The organism is Pseudomonas sp. ok272 (assembly GCF_900109995.1).
GTDB lineage: Bacteria > Pseudomonadota > Gammaproteobacteria > Pseudomonadales > Pseudomonadaceae > Aquipseudomonas.
The window spans coordinates 24,290-44,158 of record NZ_FOCB01000019.1; the positions used below are offsets into that span (position 1 = coordinate 24,290).

The 19,869-nt window shown below is 58.2% G+C and carries 18 protein-coding genes; 3 read left to right on the forward strand and 15 right to left on the reverse strand.

The annotated features are described in order from the left end of the window. Nucleotides 1–42: 42 nt before the first annotated feature. The 4 genes from glmM to rlmE form a co-directional block, all read right to left on the reverse strand. Nucleotides 43–1,380: a phosphoglucosamine mutase gene (glmM, locus tag BMW74_RS21840; protein ID WP_093426216.1), complete on the reverse strand. Its 1,338-nt coding sequence runs from the start codon at nucleotides 1,378–1,380 to the stop codon at nucleotides 43–45. Between the two features lie 15 nt (nucleotides 1,381–1,395). Next, a complete protein-coding gene (gene folP / locus BMW74_RS21845; RefSeq protein WP_093426217.1) occupies nucleotides 1,396–2,247 on the reverse strand; it encodes a dihydropteroate synthase in 852 nt (283 codons plus the stop codon). 8 nt (nucleotides 2,248–2,255) lie between these two features. Next, nucleotides 2,256–4,166, reverse strand: a complete 1,911-nt coding sequence (gene ftsH, locus BMW74_RS21850; RefSeq protein WP_093426218.1) for an ATP-dependent zinc metalloprotease FtsH — start codon at nucleotides 4,164–4,166, stop codon at nucleotides 2,256–2,258. Nucleotides 4,167–4,368: 202 nt separating this feature from the next. Next, on the reverse strand, nucleotides 4,369–4,998 hold the full coding sequence (gene rlmE, locus BMW74_RS21855) for a 23S rRNA (uridine(2552)-2'-O)-methyltransferase RlmE (RefSeq protein ID WP_093426219.1): 630 nt from the start codon (nucleotides 4,996–4,998) through the stop codon (nucleotides 4,369–4,371). A 101-nt stretch (nucleotides 4,999–5,099) separates the two neighbouring features. On the opposite strand from rlmE, the gene BMW74_RS21860 reads away from it, so the two are divergent. Further along, nucleotides 5,100–5,408 carry a YhbY family RNA-binding protein gene (locus tag BMW74_RS21860; protein ID WP_093426220.1) on the forward strand — a complete coding sequence of 103 codons (309 nt, stop codon included), beginning with the start codon at nucleotides 5,100–5,102 and terminating at the stop codon, nucleotides 5,406–5,408. Nucleotides 5,409–5,417: 9 nt separating this feature from the next. Here the strand turns inward: BMW74_RS21860 and BMW74_RS21865 are convergent, their stop codons facing one another. The 8 genes from BMW74_RS21865 to grpE all read right to left on the reverse strand — a co-directional run bounded on the left by BMW74_RS21865 (nucleotide 5,418) and on the right by grpE (nucleotide 15,896). Continuing rightward, nucleotides 5,418–5,822 carry an MFS transporter gene (locus tag BMW74_RS21865; protein WP_093426221.1) on the reverse strand — a complete coding sequence of 135 codons (405 nt, stop codon included), beginning with the start codon at nucleotides 5,820–5,822 and terminating at the stop codon, nucleotides 5,418–5,420. Between the two features lie 28 nt (nucleotides 5,823–5,850). Next, the gene (gene greA / locus BMW74_RS21870) at nucleotides 5,851–6,327 is read right to left on the reverse strand and encodes a transcription elongation factor GreA (RefSeq protein ID WP_093426222.1); all 477 of its coding nucleotides are present in this window, start codon (nucleotides 6,325–6,327) and stop codon (nucleotides 5,851–5,853) included. Beyond that, the gene (gene carB, locus BMW74_RS21875; protein WP_093426223.1) at nucleotides 6,324–9,545 is read right to left on the reverse strand and encodes a carbamoyl-phosphate synthase large subunit; all 3,222 of its coding nucleotides are present in this window, start codon (nucleotides 9,543–9,545) and stop codon (nucleotides 6,324–6,326) included. Before carB ends, greA begins: the two co-directional genes overlap by 4 nt. Nucleotides 9,546–9,650: 105 nt before the next feature. Then, on the reverse strand, nucleotides 9,651–10,787 hold the full coding sequence (gene carA / locus BMW74_RS21880) for a glutamine-hydrolyzing carbamoyl-phosphate synthase small subunit (RefSeq protein WP_093426224.1): 1,137 nt from the start codon (nucleotides 10,785–10,787) through the stop codon (nucleotides 9,651–9,653). A 259-nt stretch (nucleotides 10,788–11,046) separates the two neighbouring features. Beyond that, nucleotides 11,047–11,853 (reverse strand): 4-hydroxy-tetrahydrodipicolinate reductase, encoded by an 807-nt coding sequence (gene dapB / locus BMW74_RS21885; RefSeq protein ID WP_093426225.1) that lies wholly within the window; start codon nucleotides 11,851–11,853, stop codon nucleotides 11,047–11,049. A gap of 10 nt (nucleotides 11,854–11,863) precedes the next feature. Next, nucleotides 11,864–12,988 (reverse strand): molecular chaperone DnaJ, encoded by a 1,125-nt coding sequence (dnaJ, locus tag BMW74_RS21890; protein ID WP_093426226.1) that lies wholly within the window; start codon nucleotides 12,986–12,988, stop codon nucleotides 11,864–11,866. 319 nt (nucleotides 12,989–13,307) lie between these two features. Beyond that, complete coding sequence (gene dnaK, locus BMW74_RS21895) at nucleotides 13,308–15,227, reverse strand: molecular chaperone DnaK (RefSeq protein ID WP_093426227.1); 1,920 nt, start codon at nucleotides 15,225–15,227, stop codon at nucleotides 13,308–13,310. 102 nt (nucleotides 15,228–15,329) lie between these two features. Then, nucleotides 15,330–15,896, reverse strand: a complete 567-nt coding sequence (grpE, locus tag BMW74_RS21900) for a nucleotide exchange factor GrpE (RefSeq protein ID WP_093426228.1) — start codon at nucleotides 15,894–15,896, stop codon at nucleotides 15,330–15,332. A gap of 249 nt (nucleotides 15,897–16,145) precedes the next feature. Here grpE and recN point away from each other — a divergent pair, with 249 nt between their 5' ends. Beyond that, the gene (recN, locus tag BMW74_RS21905; RefSeq protein WP_093426229.1) at nucleotides 16,146–17,819 is read left to right on the forward strand and encodes a DNA repair protein RecN; all 1,674 of its coding nucleotides are present in this window, start codon (nucleotides 16,146–16,148) and stop codon (nucleotides 17,817–17,819) included. Nucleotides 17,820–17,893: 74 nt separating this feature from the next. On the opposite strand, the gene fur is transcribed toward recN, so the two are convergent. Beyond that, on the reverse strand, nucleotides 17,894–18,298 hold the full coding sequence (gene fur, locus BMW74_RS21910; protein WP_093426230.1) for a ferric iron uptake transcriptional regulator: 405 nt from the start codon (nucleotides 18,296–18,298) through the stop codon (nucleotides 17,894–17,896). Between the two features lie 97 nt (nucleotides 18,299–18,395). Here fur and BMW74_RS21915 point away from each other — a divergent pair, with 97 nt between their 5' ends. Continuing rightward, the gene (locus tag BMW74_RS21915; RefSeq protein ID WP_093426231.1) at nucleotides 18,396–18,929 is read left to right on the forward strand and encodes an outer membrane protein assembly factor BamE; all 534 of its coding nucleotides are present in this window, start codon (nucleotides 18,396–18,398) and stop codon (nucleotides 18,927–18,929) included. A 61-nt stretch (nucleotides 18,930–18,990) separates the two neighbouring features. Here the strand turns inward: BMW74_RS21915 and BMW74_RS21920 are convergent, their stop codons facing one another. Further along, the gene (locus tag BMW74_RS21920; RefSeq protein ID WP_093426232.1) at nucleotides 18,991–19,305 is read right to left on the reverse strand and encodes an RnfH family protein; all 315 of its coding nucleotides are present in this window, start codon (nucleotides 19,303–19,305) and stop codon (nucleotides 18,991–18,993) included. Next, entirely contained in the window at nucleotides 19,298–19,732 is a 435-nt protein-coding gene (locus BMW74_RS21925; RefSeq protein ID WP_093426233.1) for a type II toxin-antitoxin system RatA family toxin, read from the reverse strand. The genes BMW74_RS21920 and BMW74_RS21925 overlap by 8 nt, the downstream gene beginning before the upstream one ends. Nucleotides 19,733–19,869 lie beyond the last annotated feature (137 nt).

The following is a 19,869-nucleotide window of genomic DNA, read 5'->3' on the forward strand; positions in this document are numbered from 1 at the left end:
GCGCAGATGTTACCCAACCACATCATTGCTGGCAAGCCGAAATCAGGCAGAAACTTCAGCAACCAGCTTTGCCAGTGCTTCGGCATGGCCGCGGACCAGTGTTTCGTCCTCACCTTCGACCATGACACGCACCAGAGGCTCTGTACCCGACTTGCGCAACAAGACGCGACCACGCCCCGCCATTGCCTGAGTAACGCGCTCACTGGCCTCTTTCACAGCCGCATGCTCGACCGGGTTATCGCCGCCGGAAAAGCGCACATTGATCAGAACTTGAGGACACTTGCGCAGCGCCTGGCGTGATTGTGCAAGGCTCTCCGAGCGACTCCTCAGCGCCATCAACACCTGCAGGGCCGCGATGATCGCATCCCCCGTAGTGGTATGACTGAAGCACACGACATGACCCGAATTTTCGCCACCTATCAGCCAATTTCGCTCAAGCAGTTCGGCAATCACATACCGATCACCGACATTGGCGCGAACAAACGGAATACCCAAGTCAGCCAACGCCAACTCCAACCCCAGATTACTCATCAGGGTTCCAACAACGCCACCCTGCAACTTGTCACGCTCGTGCAGATCGCGAGCAATGATAAACAGCAGTTCATCGCCATCGACGATTGCACCGGTGTGATCGACCATCATCACTCGATCACCATCACCGTCGAACGCAATGCCCAAATCCGCCTGCTCCGCCAGCACCGCCTCCTGCAGTTGCCCCATATGGGTCGACCCGCAGTTCTTGTTGATGTTCAAGCCATCGGGCTGCGCAGAGAGCACCGTGACCTGGGCGCCCAGCTCACGAAAAACACTCGGTGCCACTTTGTAGGTTGCGCCATGGGCGCAATCAACAACGATTTTCATCCCGGAAAAACTGGTACCCGTCGGGACGCTGCTCTTACAGAATTCAATGTAACGACCCGAGGCGTCGTTGATGCGCGACACCTTGCCGATCTGGCTCGACTCGACAACGGTCATTGGCGCGTCCAACAACTCCTCGATCATCAACTCGACTTCATCCGGCAGCTTGGTGCCCTTACCGGAAAAGAACTTGATGCCGTTGTCGTCATGCGGGTTGTGGGAAGCGCTGATCACAATGCCGGCTTCCGCATGGAACGTTCGGGTGAGGTAGGCGATTGCCGGTGTCGGCATGGGACCCAGCAGCATCACATCAGCCCCTGCCGAGGTCAGTCCGGCCTCCAGCGCCGCCTCAAACATATAGCCGGAGATACGCGTGTCCTTGCCAACCAGGATCTTGCAGGCCCCCATCCGTCGGAATGCCATGCCCGCCGCCCAACCGAGCTTGAGCATGAAGTCCGGAGTAATCGGGTACGTACCGACCCGACCACGGATACCATCGGTGCCAAAATATTTTTTAGTCATAAGTACCCATCACTCTCATTCGGCTGACTCTACGGCGGCGATCATCCGCACTACGTCTATCGTTTCGGCCACGTCATGCACGCGCAAAATTTTTGCCCCCTTGACCACCGCCAGCGCGGCAAGAGCAAGGCCGCCATGCAGCCGCTCCCCCACCGGACGATTCAAGGCCTGCCCGATCATGCTCTTGCGAGACACACCCACCAGCAGCGGGCGCCCAAGTTCATTCAGGGCTTCCATATGCTTGAACAGGCTCAAGTTGTGCTGGAGGCTCTTGGCAAAACCAAAGCCCGGATCAAGAATAATCCGTTGCGCCGCAATACCCGCAGCCGCGCACTGCTCCATACGCCTAGAGAGGAACTCGCCCACCTCAAGCGTTACGTCAGCATAGTGCGGATTATCCTGCATATCCCCTGGCTCACCGAGCATATGCATCAGGCACACAGGTAGGCCAGTGGCCGCAGCAGCGTCCAAGGCCCCGTCTCGACGCAGCGATCGAACATCGTTGATCAGCCCCGCCCCCAGACGCGCCGCCTCACGCATGACCGCAGGCGTGGACGTATCGACAGAAATAATCACATCTAGTTCACGATGGATCAGTTCGACAATCGGCGCTACACGCTCAAGCTCTTCAAGCGGTGAAACCGCCCGAGCACCCGGCCGAGTCGACTCGCCACCGACATCGATCAAAGTCGCGCCGGCAGACACCATCGCCTCGGCATGCCTCAGGGCAGCATCAAGCTGGCTGAAACGACCGCCATCGGAGAAAGAATCAGGGGTGACATTCAGAATACCCATGACATGCGCATGGGCTAAATCAAGAACCCGGTTGCCGCAAGGCAACCGGGTTGAGGACTGTACAAGAGTCATTTAAAACCTTAGACGTCGGCAGCGGGACCGCCGATTGGGGTTTCAGGACGCTCTTCCTGCGCTGCCGGAGGTGTACCGGAAGTGCCGGTCCCGCCCGACCAATCACGCGGCTCACGCGGTGTGCGCCCTGCCATAATGTCATCGATCTGCTCAGCATCGATGGTTTCGTATTTCATCAGCGCATCAGCCATTGCATCCAGCTTGTCGCGGTTATCCGTCAGGATTTGCTTGGCCGTGCCATAGCACTGATCAATGATGCTGCGCACTTCGGAATCGATCAGCTTGGCAGTCTCGCCCGAGAAGCTGGCATGTTGGCCACCACCGCCACGACCGAGGAACACTTCGCCCTCTTCTTCGGCGTACATCAGGGGACCGAGTTTTTCCGACAACCCCCACTTGGTGACCATGTTCCGCGCAATCTGGCTCGCACGCATGATGTCATTCGACGCGCCAGTGGTGACACCATCGAAACCGAGGGTCATTTCTTCAGCGATCCGGCCGCCGTACAGCGAGCAGATCTGACTGATCAGCGCGCGCTTGGACAGGCTGTAGCGATCTTCTTCCGGCAGGAACATGGTTACACCCAGCGCACGACCACGCGGAATGATCGAGACCTTGTAGACCGGGTCATGCTCGGGCACCACACGACCAACGATCGCGTGACCCGCCTCATGATAAGCCGTGTTGCGCTTCTCTTTCTCGGACATGACCATGGATTTGCGCTCGGCGCCCATCATGATCTTGTCCTTGGCCAGCTCGAATTCCTTCATCTCGACAACACGCTTGCCGGTACGAGCAGCGAACAGTGATGCTTCGTTGACCAAGTTGGCCAAGTCAGCACCGGAGAAGCCAGGTGTGCCACGAGCGATGACCGCAGGTGCGACATCGTCACCCATCGGCACTTTACGCATATGGACTTTCAGGATCTGCTCACGCCCACGGATATCCGGAAGACCTACTACAACCTGGCGGTCGAAGCGGCCCGGACGCAACAGCGCCGGATCCAGTACGTCAGGACGGTTGGTCGCGGCAATGACAATGATGCCGTCGTTCATTTCAAAACCGTCCATCTCTACCAGCAACTGGTTGAGAGTCTGCTCACGCTCATCATGACCGCCGCCCATGCCTGCGCCGCGATGACGACCAACGGCATCGATTTCGTCGATGAAGATGATGCAAGGCGCGTGCTTCTTCGCCTGTTCAAACATGTCACGAACACGGCTGGCGCCGACACCCACGAACATTTCGACGAAATCGGAGCCGGAAATGGTAAAGAACGGCACCTTGGCTTCGCCAGCGATAGCCTTGGCCAGCAGGGTTTTACCGGTACCTGGCGGGCCAACCATCAGCACGCCACGAGGAATGCGACCGCCCAGGCGCTGGAACTTGCCCGGATCGCGCAGGAACTCGACCAGTTCACCCACTTCTTCCTTGGCTTCGTCACAACCGGCGACGTCAGCCAAGGTCGTTTTAACCTGATCTTCGGAGAGCAGGCGTGCCTTGCTCTTGCCGAAACTCATCGGCCCACCCTTGCCGCCCGCACCACCTTGCATCTGTCGCATGAAGAACATGAAGACGGCGATGATCACCAGGATCGGGAAGCTTGCGACCAGGAGCTGAGTCCAGATGCTTTGCTGTTCAGGCTGCTTGCCTTCGACAACCACATGATTATCCACCAGGTCGCCGATCAGACCGTTGTCCTGAATAGCCGGACGAATGGTCTTGAAGCTATCGCCATCAGTGCGCTTGCCGGTAATGACATAGCCATCCACGGCTACGCGCTCGACCTTGCCATCCTTGACCTGCTGGATGAAGTCGGAATAGTTGAGGGTCTGCGGCTCGTTAGGGCTGGAGAAGTTGTTCATCACCGTCACCAGGACAGCCGCGATGATCAACCACAGGATCAGATTCTTTGCCATATCGTTCAATTAACTACCCTCTGAAGCAAGCTCCGCAACTGGCGCGCGCTTCGCATGATATTCACCGGCCTAACTTACTACATTACCTACAGCTCTGGCAGGCGCCGTCTGTAACCCTTTGTGAAACATTGACTACACAATATTCGTTAATGCTTGCGGGGCGAAATACTAAAAACCTATCGCCCCACAAAAAAACCACGCTTTACTCGCTCCGGCCGCGGTAGCCCCAAGCCAGCATGTATTGCTCGCGGGAACTGCCCCGGGAAGAATCTGGCTTGATCATCTGGACCTTGTCGAACTTCCGACGAGCGTCCTTCACGTAGGCATCAAACCCTTCACCCTGAAAAACCTTGATCACGAAATTGCCACCGGGCTTGAGTATCCGAGCCGCCAAATCAATAGCCAGTTCGCAAAGAAACATGGCTTTAGGCATGTCTACCTCAGGCGTACCACTCATATTGGGGGCCATATCGGAAATCACAAGGTCCACCTGCGAATTACCCACGGCTTCAAGGATCTGCGCGAGCACTGCATCCTGGGTGAAGTCACCCTGGATGAAGGTCACGTCCGGAATGCTATCCATTTCCAGGATGTCCGAGGCGATCAGGCGTCCCTGGCCACCAATCAGCCGGCTGGTGACCTGCGACCAGCCACCGGGCGCGGCACCCAGGTCGACAACGCTCATGCCCGGACGGATCAGCTTGTACTTCTCCTGGACCTCCAGAAGCTTGTAACTCGCACGCGAACGGTAGCCATCCTTCTGCGCCTGCTTCACATAGGGATCATTGACATGTCTTTTCAGCCAACCAAGGCTTGTCTTGGAACGCGCCATTGGGCACCTCGATGATAAGGGTCGTGATTAATTGGGCGGATCCACGCACCCTCGGGTAAAATGGCCGCCATTTTACAGAATCCAGACTAAAGGGTCAGATTATGCCGCTCACTCAAGAGCAGAAGAAACAGTACAAATCCATCGGCCACCACCTGAAACCAGTTTTGACTGTGGCTGACAACGGTTTGACTGAAGGTGTTTTAGCCGAACTGGAACGCGCATTGAGCGATCACGAACTGATCAAGATCAAGCTCAACATCCTCGATCGCGAAGCTCGCCTGGCTGTCATCGCAGAGTTATGCAAGGTCGGCAAGGCGGACCTGGTACAGGTCATCGGTAAGATGGCGCTGATTCATCGCAAGAACTTCAGCGTAAACAAGCAACTGTCGAACGTCCATCGCTTCAAGTGACAAAACGGGTCAGGGGTGTGCTTCGCGCACCCTGCCACTCCATCCTGGTACCGGCTGCAGCACCAGCAGCAACCCGGACAAGCCCAGCACAAGGTAGCTGAACAGCAACCAGTGCCGCGCACTCGGCCAATCGAACCACACAACGAAGTACATCGCACAGGCGTATACCGCCATCAACAGCAGTTGCCCGCGAAAATCGCGCCATAGACTGCCAAGGCCCTTGGCCTGAACCAACACCAGAACCTGAAAAAGCACGCAAGCCGCTGCGAAACCAACCAGCAGCGGGCTCAACGTGCGTGAAATTTCGTCGATCAGCAGCGGCGCCAGGCCTATCTGGCCCAACATCGGCAACAAACCGATCTGCAACAACCACAAGCCGCCGACCCACAACACCTGAGTCAGCTGCCAAAGCATGGCGCCTGCACGAAGCGGGCGCCGGCCTTCAGATATGACGAACTTCGACAATCTCGTACTCGATAACGCCACCCGGCGTCTTCACAGTCACCACATCCCCCTCTTCCTTGGCAATCAAGGCGCGAGCGATGGGCGAACCCACGGAGATTTTTCCTTGCTTGAAGTCAGCCTCATCCTCACCCACGATGTGATAAGTCACCGTTTCGTCGGTCTCGACGTTGGCGATCTCGACAGTGGTGCCGAAAATCACTTTGCCGGTGTGAGGGATAGTCGTGACATCAATGATCACCGCGTTCTGCATACGGCCTTCAATGTCACGAATACGCGCCTCGACCATACCCTGCTGCTCGCGAGCAGCGTGGTATTCGGCGTTTTCCTTCAGGTCACCCAATTCGCGGGCCGTACCGATGTCCTGGCTAAGCTTCGGACGTACGACCTTGGTCAGGTGAGCGTGCTCTTCTTCCAGGGCCTTGGCGCCCTGGACGGTCATTGGGTATTTGGTCATGCCTTCAATCCTGCGTGTAGATCCTGCAAGCGACGCACGGTCTTCTCGGGACCGAACTTCAGTGCTTCACAGATAGCTTCGCCTGCAGCAATGGTGGTGGTGCAGTAGATCTTGTGCTGCAAGGCGTTACGACGAATGGAGTAGGAGTCAGCGATCGACTGACGACCTTCCGTGGTGTTGATGATCAGCGTGACTTCGTCATTCTTGATCATGTCGACCACGTGCGGACGACCTTCGGTCACCTTGTTCACACGGCGCACCTTCAGGCCTGCCGCCTCGATCAGCTTGGCAGTCCCGGCGGTGGCAACCACTTCGAAACCCAAGTTGATCAGATCACGGGCCACGCCTGCAACCAACGGCTTGTCATCGTCACGCACGCTGATGAATGCGGTGCCGCCGGTCGGCAGCACTTCGCTGGCGCCCATCTGGGCCTTGGCAAAGGCTTCGCCGAAGGTATCGCCGACACCCATCACTTCACCGGTCGACTTCATCTCTGGGCCGAGGATCGGGTCAACACCAGGGAACTTGGCGAATGGGAACACCGCCTCCTTCACGCTGTAGAAGTTCGGAATGATTTCCTTGGTGAAACCAATTTCCTTCAGAGTCTTACCGGCCATGACGCGAGCCGCGATCATTGCCAGGGAAACACCGATGCACTTGGAGACGAACGGCACGGTACGGGAAGCGCGCGGGTTGACTTCGATGACGTAGATATCGTTGCCTTGCAGCGCCAACTGTACGTTCATCAAGCCGATCACACCCAATTCCAGGGCCATTTTCTTGACCTGCTCACGCATCTCGTCCTGGATGTGCACCGGCAGCGAGTAAGGCGGCAGCGAGCACGCGGAGTCACCGGAGTGAACCCCAGCCTGCTCAATGTGCTGCATGATCGCGCCGATCACCACGTCAGTACCGTCGCAAACCGCGTCGACGTCCATTTCGATGGCACAGTTAAGGAAGTGGTCCAGCAGCACCGGGCTGTCATTGGACACTTTCACCGCATCACGCAGGTAGCGCTTGAGTTCTTCTTCTTCGTAGACGATTTCCATCGCCCGACCGCCCAGTACGTAGGACGGACGCACCACCAGCGGGTAACCAATCTTGCTGGCTGCACGGATGGCTTCATCTTCGCTGCGCACGGTGGCGTTTGGCGGCTGACGCAGGTTCAGGCGTTCAACCATCTGCTGGAAGCGCTCACGGTCTTCCGCACGGTCGATCGCGTCAGGGCTGGTGCCGATGATTGGCACGCCGGCCTCTTCCAGGGCACGCGCCAGTTTCAGCGGGGTTTGGCCGCCGTACTGGACGATCACGCCTTTTGGCTTCTCGACACGGACGATTTCCAGTACGTCTTCCAGGGTAACCGGCTCGAAGTACAGACGGTCAGAGGTGTCGTAGTCGGTCGATACGGTTTCCGGGTTGCAGTTGACCATGATGGTCTCGTACCCGTCGGCGCGCAGGGCCAGTGCTGCGTGTACGCAGCAGTAGTCAAACTCGATGCCTTGGCCGATACGGTTTGGACCGCCGCCCAGGATCATGATCTTGTCGCGACCCGACGGCGCGGCTTCGCACTCTTCCTCGTAGGTCGAGTAGAGGTACGCGGTGTCAGTAGCAAACTCGGCCGCGCAGGTGTCAACGCGCTTGTAGACCGGGAAGATTTCCAGCTTGTGACGGTGGCGACGCAGACTTTTCTCGGTCACACCCAGCAACTTGGCCAGACGCATGTCGGAGAAGCCTTTGCGCTTGAGGCGGAACATCATGTCGCGGTCGATGCTGGCCAGACCCAGGGTCTTGACCTTCTCTTCTTCCTTGATCAAGTCTTCGATCTGTACCAGGAACCACGGGTCGATCATGTTCATGCCGAAGATATCTTCGACCGTCATGCCGGCACGGAAAGCGTCAGCCACATACCAGATGCGCTCGGCGCCCGGCACGGTCAGCTCGCGCTTGAGCACGCTCATGCTTTCCGGGTTGCTCAGGTCGAGCTTCTCGTCCAGGCCGCAAACGCCTACTTCCAGGCCGCGAAGGGCTTTCTGCAAGGATTCCTGGAAGGTCCGGCCGATGGCCATTACTTCACCGACCGACTTCATTTGCGTGGTCAGGCGGGCATCGGCTTTCGGGAACTTCTCGAAGGCGAAGCGTGGCAGCTTGGTCACGACGTAGTCGATGGACGGCTCGAAGGACGCAGGCGTAGCACCGCCGGTGATTTCGTTCTGCAGTTCGTCCAGGGTGTAGCCGATCGCCAACTTGGCAGCGATACGTGCAATCGGGAAGCCCGTGGCTTTCGAGGCCAGCGCCGAAGAACGGGACACACGCGGGTTCATCTCGATCACAACCATACGGCCAGTGTCCGGGCAGATGCCGAACTGGACGTTGGAGCCACCGGTTTCAACGCCGATCTCACGCAGTACCGCCAGGGAGGCGTTACGCATGATCTGGTATTCCTTGTCCGTCAGGGTCTGTGCTGGCGCAACAGTGATCGAGTCACCGGTGTGCACACCCATCGGGTCAAAGTTTTCGATGGAGCAGACGATGATGCAGTTGTCCTTCTTATCGCGGACAACCTCCATCTCGTACTCTTTCCAGCCGATCAGGGATTCGTCGATCAGCAGCTCTTTGGTCGGCGACAGGTCCAGGCCGCGCGCGCAGATTTCTTCGAACTCTTCGCGGTTGTAAGCGATACCGCCGCCAGTGCCGCCCATGGTGAAGGACGGACGGATGATGCACGGGAAGCCCAGCTTCTCGAGCACCGCATTGGCTTCTTCCATGCTGTGGGCGATACCCGAGCGCGGGCAGTCCAGGCCGATGGATTTCATCGCCTTGTCGAAGCGCGAGCGGTCTTCAGCCTTGTCGATGGTGTCCGCGTTGGCGCCGATCATCTCTACGCCGAACTTTTCCAGAACGCCTTCACGCTCCAGGTCCAGGGCGCAGTTCAGTGCGGTCTGGCCACCCATGGTCGGCAGCAGCGCGTCTGGACGTTCTTTCTCGATGATCTTGGCAACGGTCTGCCACTTGATCGGCTCGATGTACGTGGCGTCAGCCATGTCCGGGTCGGTCATGATGGTTGCTGGGTTGGAGTTCACCAGGATGACGCGGTAGCCCTCCTCGCGCAGGGCCTTGCAAGCCTGGGCGCCGGAGTAGTCGAACTCACAGGCCTGGCCGATAACGATCGGGCCAGCGCCGAGAATCAGGATGCTTTTTATGTCTGTACGTTTTGGCATGGGTTTGTCACTCAAATCCGCAGGTCAGTCGGCAAGCCGTCTAGAACAATCTTTGAAGAGCCTGAAGGGGCCACCAGTTCGCGGGGCCACCTTCAAGCCGTTCAGTCAGCGTCGCTTGGCCATTTCATTGATGAAACGGTCGAACAGCGGCGCTACGTCGTTCGGGCCAGGGCTAGCCTCAGGGTGGCCCTGGAAGCTGAAGGCGCTCTTGTCGGTGCGCTCGATACCTTGCAGGGTACCGTCGAACAGCGACTTGTGAGTCGCACGCACACTGGCTGGCAGGGTCGCTTCATCTACGGCAAAACCGTGGTTCTGGCTGGTGATCATCACCACACCGCTGTCCAGGTCCTGGACCGGGTGGTTGGCACCGTGGTGGCCGTGGCCCATTTTCAGGGTCTTGGCGCCAGACGCCAGGGCCAGCAGTTGATGCCCCAGGCAGATACCGAACACCGGGATCTCGGTTTCAAGAACTTCCTTGATCGCCTTGATTGCGTAGTCGCACGGCTCCGGATCACCAGGACCGTTGGACAGGAACACACCATCCGGCTTGAGGGCCAGCACATCGGCGGCCGGGGTCTGGGCCGGCACCACGGTGACGCGGCAGCCGCGCTCGACCAGCATGCGCAGGATGTTCAGCTTGACGCCGTAATCGTAGGCAACCACATGGTATGGCAGCTCGGAAGCGTCGATGGTCGCGTGGCTGTCGGTTTTCAGATCCCAGACAGTCGAACGCCATTCGTACTGTTCTTTGGTGCTGACGACTTTCGCCAGGTCCATGCCCTTGAGGCCCGGGAACCCACGTGCCGCGGCGATGGCCGCTTCATCGGAGATATTGTCGCCGGCCATGATGCAGCCGTTCTGCGCGCCTTTCTCACGCAGGATGCGTGTCAGGCGGCGGGTATCGATACCGGCGATGGCCACAACATTGTTGGCTTTCAGGTAATCGGACAGGGACATCGTGTTACGCCAATTGCTCGCAACCAGTGGCAGGTCACGAATCACCAGGCCTGCCGACCATACACGGTCGGACTCAGCATCTTGCGGCGTAGTGCCGGTGTTGCCGATGTGCGGGTAAGTCAGGGTAACGATCTGCTGGGCGTAGGAAGGATCGGTAAGGATTTCCTGATAGCCGGTCATGGCGGTGTTAAACACCACCTCTCCAACGGTTTGACCGTCGGCTCCAATGGCTTCGCCGCGAAAAATGCTGCCATCAGCAAGGGCGAGTATGGCTGGCTTAGTCAAGAAGACCTCCCGTAAATAAAGCCTGAAAGGGCGATCGCAGGTTGTAAAAAAGCGGAGTGACGTATGGACACGTCACCCCGCTTCTTCACTGAATTATTCTGCGCGCTTTTAGTGGACACACTAAAGCTGTAGCTTACAGAAAAAGGCTTTTTTGGTCTACCGCCAATGAGCCCGAAAGGCTAGAGAATGCGACAGAACATCGCTTGGCGGGATAAAACCAGGTCCAAACACCGTGTTCGGACCCGATTTCGGGCATATCTTAGCGCAGTTCGAGCACGTCTTGCATGTCGTACAGGCCTGGTTCACGACCATCGAGCCATAGCGCAGCACGCACCGCCCCCTTGGCGAAGGTCATTCGGCTAGACGCCTTGTGCGTGATTTCGAGTCGCTCACCCTCGCAGGCGAACAGCACCGTATGATCACCCACCACATCACCGCCGCGAACGGTCGCAAAGCCGATGGTTTCGCGTTCGCGCACGCCGGTATGCCCCTCGCGCCCATAGACCGCGACCTTATCCAGGTCACGATCCAAGGCACTGGCAATCACCTCGCCCATGCGCAGCGCCGTACCTGACGGGGCATCGATCTTGTGCCGGTGATGGGCCTCGATGATTTCGATATCCGCCTCCTCACCCAGCACCCGGGCGGCCATGTCGAGCAACTTCAGCGATAGATTCACACCGATGCTGAAGTTGGCCGCGAACACGATCGGAATATCCTTGCCCGCCTCGACCAGCAATTGCTTTTGCGCGCTATCCAAGCCCGTGGTGCCGATGACCATGGCCTTGCCTGCCTTGCGGCAGAACGCGAGGTTTTCCAGCATGACGTGCGGCAACGTGAAGTCGATCAACACATCGAACTCATCAGCCACCGCGTCCAGATTGCCGGACAACGGCACGCCAATACGCCCCAGCGATGCCAGCTCACCCGCATCCACACCCACCAGCGTACTGCCTGGGCGTACGATCGCTGCCGTCAAGCCGGTAAGGGGCGCGCGCTGCTGCACGGCCTCCATCAGGATCCTGCCCATGCGCCCAGCAGCGCCCATCACAGCTATACGTCGCATACCTGGCCCCTTACAGATCGCCGAAGAAGCGCTTCACGCCTTCGAACCAGCCGGTGGTTTTCGGAGAATGACTGTTGTCATCTTCAAGTGAGGCGCGGAACTCCTCCAGCAACTCACGCTGACGACGCCCCAGGTTCACCGGTGTCTCAACCGCCACACGACACATCAGGTCGCCCGCACCACCGCCACGCACAGGCGCTACGCCCTTGCCGCGAACACGGAACTGCTTGCCGGTCTGAGTCCCCTCAGGGATCTTGAGTTTGACTCGACCATCCAGGGTCGGAATCTCCAGCTCACCACCCAAGGCCGCATCAACGAAGCTGATTGGCACTTCGCAGAACAGGTGCTTGCCGTCACGCTGGAAGATCGCGTGCTCGCGCACATTGATCACCACATACAGGTCACCGGTCGGCCCACCCTGCGTTCCCGCTTCACCCTCACCCGACAGACGGATGCGGTCGCCGGTATCCACGCCAGCCGGCACTTTCACCGACAGGGTCTTGTACTCTTCGACACGCCCTTCGCCGTTGCAGGAGTTGCACGGGTCGGAAATGATCTTGCCCTGGCCATGGCAGCGCGGGCAGGTTTGCTGCACCGAGAAGAAACCCTGCTGCATGCGCACCTGGCCGATACCGCCACAGGTTGGGCACGCGACGGGCGAGGAGCCCTTCTTGGCACCCGAACCGTCGCACGGCTTGCAGTTGACCTGCGTCGGTACCCGGATATTCACGGTCGTACCGCGCACCGCTTCTTCCAGGTTCAATTCCAGGGTGTAGCGCAAATCGCTGCCACGCTGAGCGCCGCCACGAGCACCACCGCGCCCACCACCGAAGAAGTCACTGAACACATCACCGAAAATATCGGAGAAGTTCTGGCCGCCAAAGCCGGCACCACCGCCACCCATGCTCGGATCGACGCCGGCATGACCGTACTGGTCGTATGCCGCACGCTTGTTCGGATCGCACAGGCACTCGTAGGCCTCGTTGGCCTCCTTGAACATTTCCTCGGACTCTTTGTTATCCGGATTACGGTCCGGGTGGTGCTTCATCGCCAAGCGGCGGTAGGCTTTTTTCAGCTCTACCTCAGTCGACGTGCGCTCAACACCCAATACTTCGTAATAGTCACGCTTTGCCATAATTCTTTGCACCCTTAAGGACGTCCGACAAAACCCTCCTGAGCCCTGCCAAACTCGTTGAGCCCCAATACAGGCCCGGACCCAACTCACGTCAATTCAACGATCCTGGTCTTTAGATTGCAGCCGGGAAACCGGCCTGCAGATGCGGTTTGATTACACCAGAAAGCAGGAGCATTTCCGGCCGTACCGCCAACACGCGAACGTTGTCGCATGCTGTAAAAATTCGTGTACTCCAGACACGCCAACGCGGGAGCAAGCTCCCGCGCGGCGACATCCTACCAGTCACCGCACAAAGGCAGTCAACCGGCCGACCAACAACTTACTTGTGGTCTTTTACTTCTTCAAACTCGGCATCGACAACGTCGTCAGCTGGCTTTTCAGCCGACTCGGCGTGCGGTGCCGCGCCATCAGCTGGCTGAGCCTGCTCGGCGTACATCTTCTGCGCCACTGGAGCGGAGACTTTCGACAGCTCTTCAACCTTGGCGTCGATGGTAGCCTTGTCGTCGCCTTTGATGGCGGCTTCCAGGGCAACCACTGCCGCTTCGATTGCAGTCTTCTCTTCAGCGGTCACCTTCTCGCCAGCGTCCGCGATCATTTTGCGCGTCGAGTGAACCAGCGCATCACCCTGGTTACGGGCAGCGGCCAGCTCTTCGAACTTGCGGTCTTCGTCGGCGTTGGTTTCAGCATCGCGAATCATCTGCTGAATCTCTTCCTCGGACAGACCGGAGTTGGCCTTGATCACGATCGACTGAGTCTTGCCAGTAGCCTTGTCTTTGGCGCCTACGTGCAAGATGCCGTTGGCGTCGATGTCGAAGGTCACTTCAATTTGTGGCACGCCACGTGGTGCTGGTGGAATCTCAGCCAGGTCGAACTTGCCCAGGGACTTGTTCTGGGCAGCCTGCTTACGCTCACCTTGCAGCACGTGAATCGTTACCGCGCCCTGGTTGTCGTCAGCGGTCGAGAACACTTGCGATTTCTTGGTAGGAATCGTGGTGTTTTTCTCGATCAGCGCAGTCATCACGCCACCCATGGTTTCGATACCCAGGGTCAGCGGGCTGACGTCGAGCAGCAGGACATCCTTCACATCACCAGCCAATACAGCGCCCTGGATAGCAGCACCCATGGCCACGGCTTCGTCCGGGTTCACGTCTTTACGGGCTTCTTTACCGAAGAAATCGGTAACAGCCTTTTGAACCAGTGGCATACGGGTCTGACCGCCGACCAGGATCACGTCGTTGATCGCGCCAACGTCGATACCCGAGTCTTTCAGCGCAATGCGGCAAGGCTCGATGGTGCGTTGAACCAGGTCTTCAACCAGCGATTCCAGCTTGGCGCGGGAAATCTTCACGTTCAAGTGCTTAGGACCGGTCGCGTCTGCAGTGATGTACGGCAGGTTAACGTCGGTCTGCAGGCTCGAAGACAGCTCGATCTTGGCTTTCTCGGCGGCCTCTTTCAGACGCTGCATGGCCAAAGGATCGCCCTTGAGGTTCATGCCGCTTTCTTTCTTGAATTCGTCGACGAGGTAGTCGATCAGACGAATGTCAAAGTCTTCGCCACCCAGGAACGTGTCACCGTTGGTCGCCAACACTTCGAACTGGTGCTCACCATCAACCTCGGCGATTTCGATAACCGAAACGTCGAAAGTACCGCCACCCAGGTCATAAACGATCACGGTGTGATCGCCCTTGGCCTTGTCCATGCCGTAGGCCAGAGCAGCCGCGGTTGGTTCGTTGATGATGCGTTTTACGTCCAGGCCAGCAATACGGCCGGCGTCTTTGGTTGCCTGACGCTGGCTGTCGTTGAAGTAGGCCGGAACGGTGATAACCGCTTCAGTCACTGGCTCGCCGAGATAGTCTTCGGCGGTTTTCTTCATTTTCTTCAGGATCTCGGCAGAGATCTGAGGAGGCGACATTTTCTGGCCATTCACTTCAACCCAGGCGTCACCGTTGTCGGCCTTGGCGATTTTGTAAGGGACCATCTTGATGTCTTTCTGTACGACTTCTTCGTCGAACTTGCGACCGATCAAACGCTTCACCGCGTACAGGGTGTTGTGCGGATTGGTCACCGCCTGGCGCTTGGCCGACTGGCCAACCAGGATCTCGCCATCATTTGCGTAGGCAACGATCGATGGCGTAGTACGTGTACCTTCAGCGTTTTCAATAACTTTGACGCTGCCGTTTTCAAGAATGGAGACGCAGGAGTTGGTAGTCCCCAGGTCGATACCGATAATTTTGCCCATGTTCACTCTCCCGAAACTTTGGATTTGGTTGCCGCAGCAGTGGTGGCTAACTGCGGTAGCACTTAAACGCTTGACTTCTAAATGGGGGCCCTACGACAGATTTCAAGCCTGCTCGTCAATCGAGGGCGAAACCGGCGCGGGGGCCTTGCTGACCACAACCATGGCTGGGCGCAGCAGGCGGCCGTTGAGCACATAGCCCTTCTGGAACACCTTCAACACACTGTTAGGTTCCATGTCGGCACTTTCCTGCATGGCCATCGCCTGATGGTGCTCGGCGTTGAACGGCTCACCCTCAGGATCAATCGCCTCCAGCTGATAACGCTTGAGGGTGTCCGCGAACATCTTCAGGGTCAGCTCGATGCCTTCACGCATCGGGCGAATGCTTTCGTCATCCGGGCTCGACAACTCCAGGCCGCGCTCCAGGCTGTCGATGATCGGCAGCAGGTCGCCTGCGAATTTTTCCAGCGCGAATTTGTGCGCCTTCTCTACATCCTGCTCGGCGCGACGGCGGACGTTCTGCAGATCAGCCGCAACACGCAAAGCTTGATCCTGCGCGCCAGCCAGTTGCTCTTCGAGCACTTGTACACGAGCCACCAGGTCTTCACCCGATGCTTGGGGAGCCTGATTGGCGTCTGGGTTTTGCGTATCCAGCGTCTGTTCGTCAGCCATAGATTTCTCCTTTCAAATCGTGCGCGAACTCGACTCGCGCTTCTGCTCCGGTATATGGGGTCGCAATTTGCAGGTTCAAGGGCCTATCGGGTGCAGAACGTCATTACCCACACAAAAATCACTGCCTTGTCATTACTGCACGCTATAAACGGATCTCACCTTCAATTGTATCGAGCTAAAAACGACCATTGTCAGCCACCCGCAAACCACTGTATAAATAACCAGACCTAAAGCCTGGGAGCGGTCAATATGCTCGTGCACCTGTCCGTACATAACTACGCCATCGTTGAACATCTTGATCTGGAACTCGATCGTGGGATGAGCGTGATCACCGGGGAAACCGGCGCTGGCAAGTCGATCATGCTCGACGCGCTGGGCCTGACCCTCGGTGATCGCGCCGACAGCGGCGTGGTCCGCCCCGGTGCAGACAAAGCAGACATCCTGGCGACCTTCGACCTGGCCGACATTCCAGAGGCCAGCGCCTGGCTCGCCGAGCGTGACCTGGACACCAGCGGCCCCTGCATCCTGCGCCGGGTCATCACCGCCGAAGGTCGCTCGCGCGGCTATATCAATGGCAGTCCCTGTCCATTGGGCGACCTCAAGGCCCTCGGCGAACTGCTGATCGATATCCACAGCCAGCACGAACACCAGTCTTTGCTCAAACCTGACACACACCGCCGCTTGCTGGACGAGTACGCCGGCGCCACGGACCTTGCCCGCCAGGTGCAGCTAGCCGCCCAACGCTGGCGCCAAACTCGCCAGGAACTGGAGCGCCTCTCCAATTCCGGTGACGAACAGCGGGCGCGCCACCAACTCCTCAGCTACCAGCTGGAAGAACTGGAGAACCTCGGCCTTGGCGACAATGAGCTGGAACAGCTGGAGCAGGAGCACAAGAACCTGACCAACGCAGAAACCCTGCTGGGCATTTGCCGGCAAGTGGTCGAACAGTGCAGCGAAAGCGATTCCGGGAACGTATTGAATGCCCTGACGGCGAGCCTCAATCGGCTGTCGAGCGTGAATAACTCAGTCGGTGCCCTGGGTGAAGCCACCAACCTGCTCACCAGCGCGCAAATCCAGGTCGAGGAAGCCGTCGGCGAGCTGAATCGTTTCCTGGACCACTTCGACGCCGACCCGGCACGCCTTCAGCAACTCGAAGAACGCCTGGACACCATCTATACCCTGGCGCGCAAACACCGGATCCAGCCCACCGAAGTCGCGGCCCTGCAACAACGCCTGCTGGACGAACTGGAAACACTGAACGCCAACGACGAGTCCATCGAGCGCCTGAGTGAGGAACTGGGTGCGTTTGCCCGGCACTATCAGGAAAAAGCCCGACAACTCAGCGATTTGCGCCACCAGGCTGCAACCAGCCTCGCCAGTGCCGTCGAACAGGAAATCCAGCGCCTGGGCATGCCGGGCGGGCGCTTCACCATTGAGCTGCGTACCAATACCAGCAACGAACTGCTGCCCAACGGCCTGGAACAGGTGGAATTATTGGTCAGTGCCAACCCAGGGCAACCGCTAAAGGCGCTGGCGAAAGTCGCGTCAGGGGGGGAGCTGTCACGTATCAGCCTGGCCATCCAAGTCATTACCGCGCAAACATCACGCGTACCCACATTGGTATTCGACGAAGTAGACGTCGGTATCGGTGGCCCGACCGCAGAGATCGTCGGCCAACTGTTGCGCCGCCTCGGCGAGCGCGGACAGGTCCTGACCGTCACCCACCTGCCGCAAGTGGCCTCCCAAGGGCATCAGCATCTGTTCGTACACAAGGTTCGCGGCGACGAGGCCACACGCACGGCGGTCTCCAAGCTGAGCAAGAACGAACGCATTGAAGAAGTGGCACGAATGCTCGGAGGGATCGACCTGACCAAGGAATCCCTGGCCCACGCCAAGAAGATGGTCGTGACCGCAAAAATCTAACAGCTCCAGACAGCACGAAGGCGACCCTTGGGTCGCCTTCGTTCGTTTCGCGGACCATGGCCCGCGCGACATGCTTACTTTTTCTTGCGTACGTACAGCACGAGATTGTGATCCACCATCTCGTAGCCGTGCTTCTCGACGATCGCCTTCTGAAGCTTTTCGATTTCTTCGTCGAAGAATTCGATCACTTCGCCAGACTCCACGTTGACCATGTGGTCGTGGTGACCGCCGTCTGCCAATTCGAAGACCGCATGGCCGCCGTCGAAATTATGGCGGACCACAAGGCCAGCACCTTCGAACTGAGTCAGTACACGGTAAACCGTGGCCAGGCCAACATCTTCACCCGCTTCCATCAGTGCCTTGTAAACATCCTCGGCACTCATGTGGCGTTGCTCGGCGGAATCGAGCATTTGCAGAATCTTGACCCGCGGCAGGGTCACTTTGAGACCTGCTTTGCGTAGTTCGCTATTTTCAACCATGGTTAGCTTTCTCGCGATGCTGCTTCGCAGCTTCTCTTAATACGGGTATGATCGGCGTTTACGTTGTCCCAGCCAAGATAGTGGAAGTCGCCCACCGATGCAAAACACCAAGCTCTTGCTAACCAGTTTCACCCTTGTGGGACTGCTCGCACTCGCCGGTTGTTCATTCCCCGGGGTTTACAAAATCGACATCCAGCAGGGCAATGTCGTCACGCAGGACATGATAGACCAGTTACGCCCGGGAATGACCCGTCGGCAAGTACGGTTTATCATGGGCAACCCTCTGCTGACCGACACGTTCCATGCCAATCGCTGGGATTACCTATATAGCCTGCAGCCCGGTGGCGGTGAACGCCAACAGGAACGCATCAGCGTTATCTTCAACCCCAATGACCAACTTGTCAGCCTGTCGGGCGATTTCATGCCTGGCGTAAGCCGCGACGAGGCCCTGTTGGGCAAGGACAGCGCAACCACGACACCAGTGGCCGCCCCGGTTGAAAACGTCGAGAAGCCAAAACCAGAGAAACCGGCCAAACCGGGCTCGCTGCTGGATCAGATCCAGAAGGACGTCGACGGTGTACAAACCGTTCCAGTCCCGACACCAGAGCCTCTGGACACCGCACCGCAATAACTCGCAACACAAAGAAAAACCCGGAAATCCCGGGTTTTTTCTTGCCTGCCATTTGATGATGCTACGACTCTCGAGCCTTCGCCTCTGCCGCCTTGGCCGCACGAAGCCGGCGAACTTCCTTGGGGTCGGCCAGCAGAGGTCGGTAAATTTCGATGCGCTCCCCCGCCTGCACCTGACGACCCTCGGGATCGGCAATGACCTTGCCAAAAATACCGACAGGGCAAGTAGCCAGGTCCAACTCGGGAAACACCTCGCCCACGCCTGATTTCAACAACGCCGCGCGCAGCGTGGAGCCCGCCGGGACCCGGATCACAAGCAGAACCTGTCGATCGACAGCGGCATACACCACCTCGACCTCGATCATTGGCTCAGCCATGCAGTTGCTTGGCCCGCTGGCAAAATGCGTCGACTAGGGTATTGGCCGCCTGATTGAACAACGGCCCCAACGTCGCGCGAATGATCGGCCCCGCATAGTCGAACGTCAGGTCCAGGCTGATCTTGCAGGCCTTGTCCCCGAGTGGCTTGAACACCCAGACACCATGCAACTGGGTGAACGGCCCTTCTTCAAGATTCATTTCAATAGATTGCCCGGGCACCAGGGTGTTGCGCGTAACGAAGTGTTGGCTCAAGCCAGCCTTGGCTACCCCCACGCTCGCGCGCATGTGCTCGGCGGAGCTTTCGATCACGTGCGCTTCGGAACACCAGGGCAGGAACTCCGGATAACGCGCCACGTCGTTGACCAGGTCATACAGCGCCTGTGCCGGATACGGCAACAAAGCCGAGCGTTGAATATGGGTCGTCATGTCAGCGTCACTTCCACTGCTTAAGCGGCAAATACTACAAAGAATGCCGATGGGCGCCACAGAGCGCATCAAAAAGAGCGCGCATTGTCCGGGATTCACCCAATGCGCTCAAGCACGCAGGATCACCGTAGCCGACT

What these genes read in the sequence shown, in the direction of transcription:
- BMW74_RS21865 (WP_093426221.1), bottom strand. Translation starts at nt 5,822, where the DNA reads ATGCTTTGGCAGCTGACTCAGGTGTTGTGGGTCGGCGGCTTGTGGTTG.
- dnaJ (WP_093426226.1), bottom strand. Translation starts at nt 12,988, where the DNA reads ATGGCAAAGCGTGACTATTACGAAGTATTGGGTGTTGAGCGCACGTCG.
- rlmE (WP_093426219.1), bottom strand. Translation starts at nt 4,998, where the DNA reads ATGGCGCGTTCCAAGACAAGCCTTGGTTGGCTGAAAAGACATGTCAAT.
- dnaK (WP_093426227.1), bottom strand. Translation starts at nt 15,227, where the DNA reads ATGGGCAAAATTATCGGTATCGACCTGGGGACTACCAACTCCTGCGTC.
- greA (WP_093426222.1), bottom strand. Translation starts at nt 6,327, where the DNA reads ATGACCAAATACCCAATGACCGTCCAGGGCGCCAAGGCCCTGGAAGAA.
- grpE (WP_093426228.1), bottom strand. Translation starts at nt 15,896, where the DNA reads ATGGCTGACGAACAGACGCTGGATACGCAAAACCCAGACGCCAATCAG.
- BMW74_RS21925 (WP_093426233.1), bottom strand. Translation starts at nt 19,732, where the DNA reads ATGACGACCCATATTCAACGCTCGGCTTTGTTGCCGTATCCGGCACAG.
- BMW74_RS21860 (WP_093426220.1), top strand. Translation starts at nt 5,100, where the DNA reads ATGCCGCTCACTCAAGAGCAGAAGAAACAGTACAAATCCATCGGCCAC.
- ftsH (WP_093426218.1), bottom strand. Translation starts at nt 4,166, where the DNA reads ATGGCAAAGAATCTGATCCTGTGGTTGATCATCGCGGCTGTCCTGGTG.
- dapB (WP_093426225.1), bottom strand. Translation starts at nt 11,853, where the DNA reads ATGCGACGTATAGCTGTGATGGGCGCTGCTGGGCGCATGGGCAGGATC.
- glmM (WP_093426216.1), bottom strand. Translation starts at nt 1,380, where the DNA reads ATGACTAAAAAATATTTTGGCACCGATGGTATCCGTGGTCGGGTCGGT.
- carB (WP_093426223.1), bottom strand. Translation starts at nt 9,545, where the DNA reads ATGCCAAAACGTACAGACATAAAAAGCATCCTGATTCTCGGCGCTGGC.
- folP (WP_093426217.1), bottom strand. Translation starts at nt 2,247, where the DNA reads ATGACTCTTGTACAGTCCTCAACCCGGTTGCCTTGCGGCAACCGGGTT.
- fur (WP_093426230.1), bottom strand. Translation starts at nt 18,298, where the DNA reads ATGGTTGAAAATAGCGAACTACGCAAAGCAGGTCTCAAAGTGACCCTG.
- BMW74_RS21920 (WP_093426232.1), bottom strand. Translation starts at nt 19,305, where the DNA reads ATGGCTGAGCCAATGATCGAGGTCGAGGTGGTGTATGCCGCTGTCGAT.
- BMW74_RS21915 (WP_093426231.1), top strand. Translation starts at nt 18,396, where the DNA reads ATGCAAAACACCAAGCTCTTGCTAACCAGTTTCACCCTTGTGGGACTG.
- recN (WP_093426229.1), top strand. Translation starts at nt 16,146, where the DNA reads ATGCTCGTGCACCTGTCCGTACATAACTACGCCATCGTTGAACATCTT.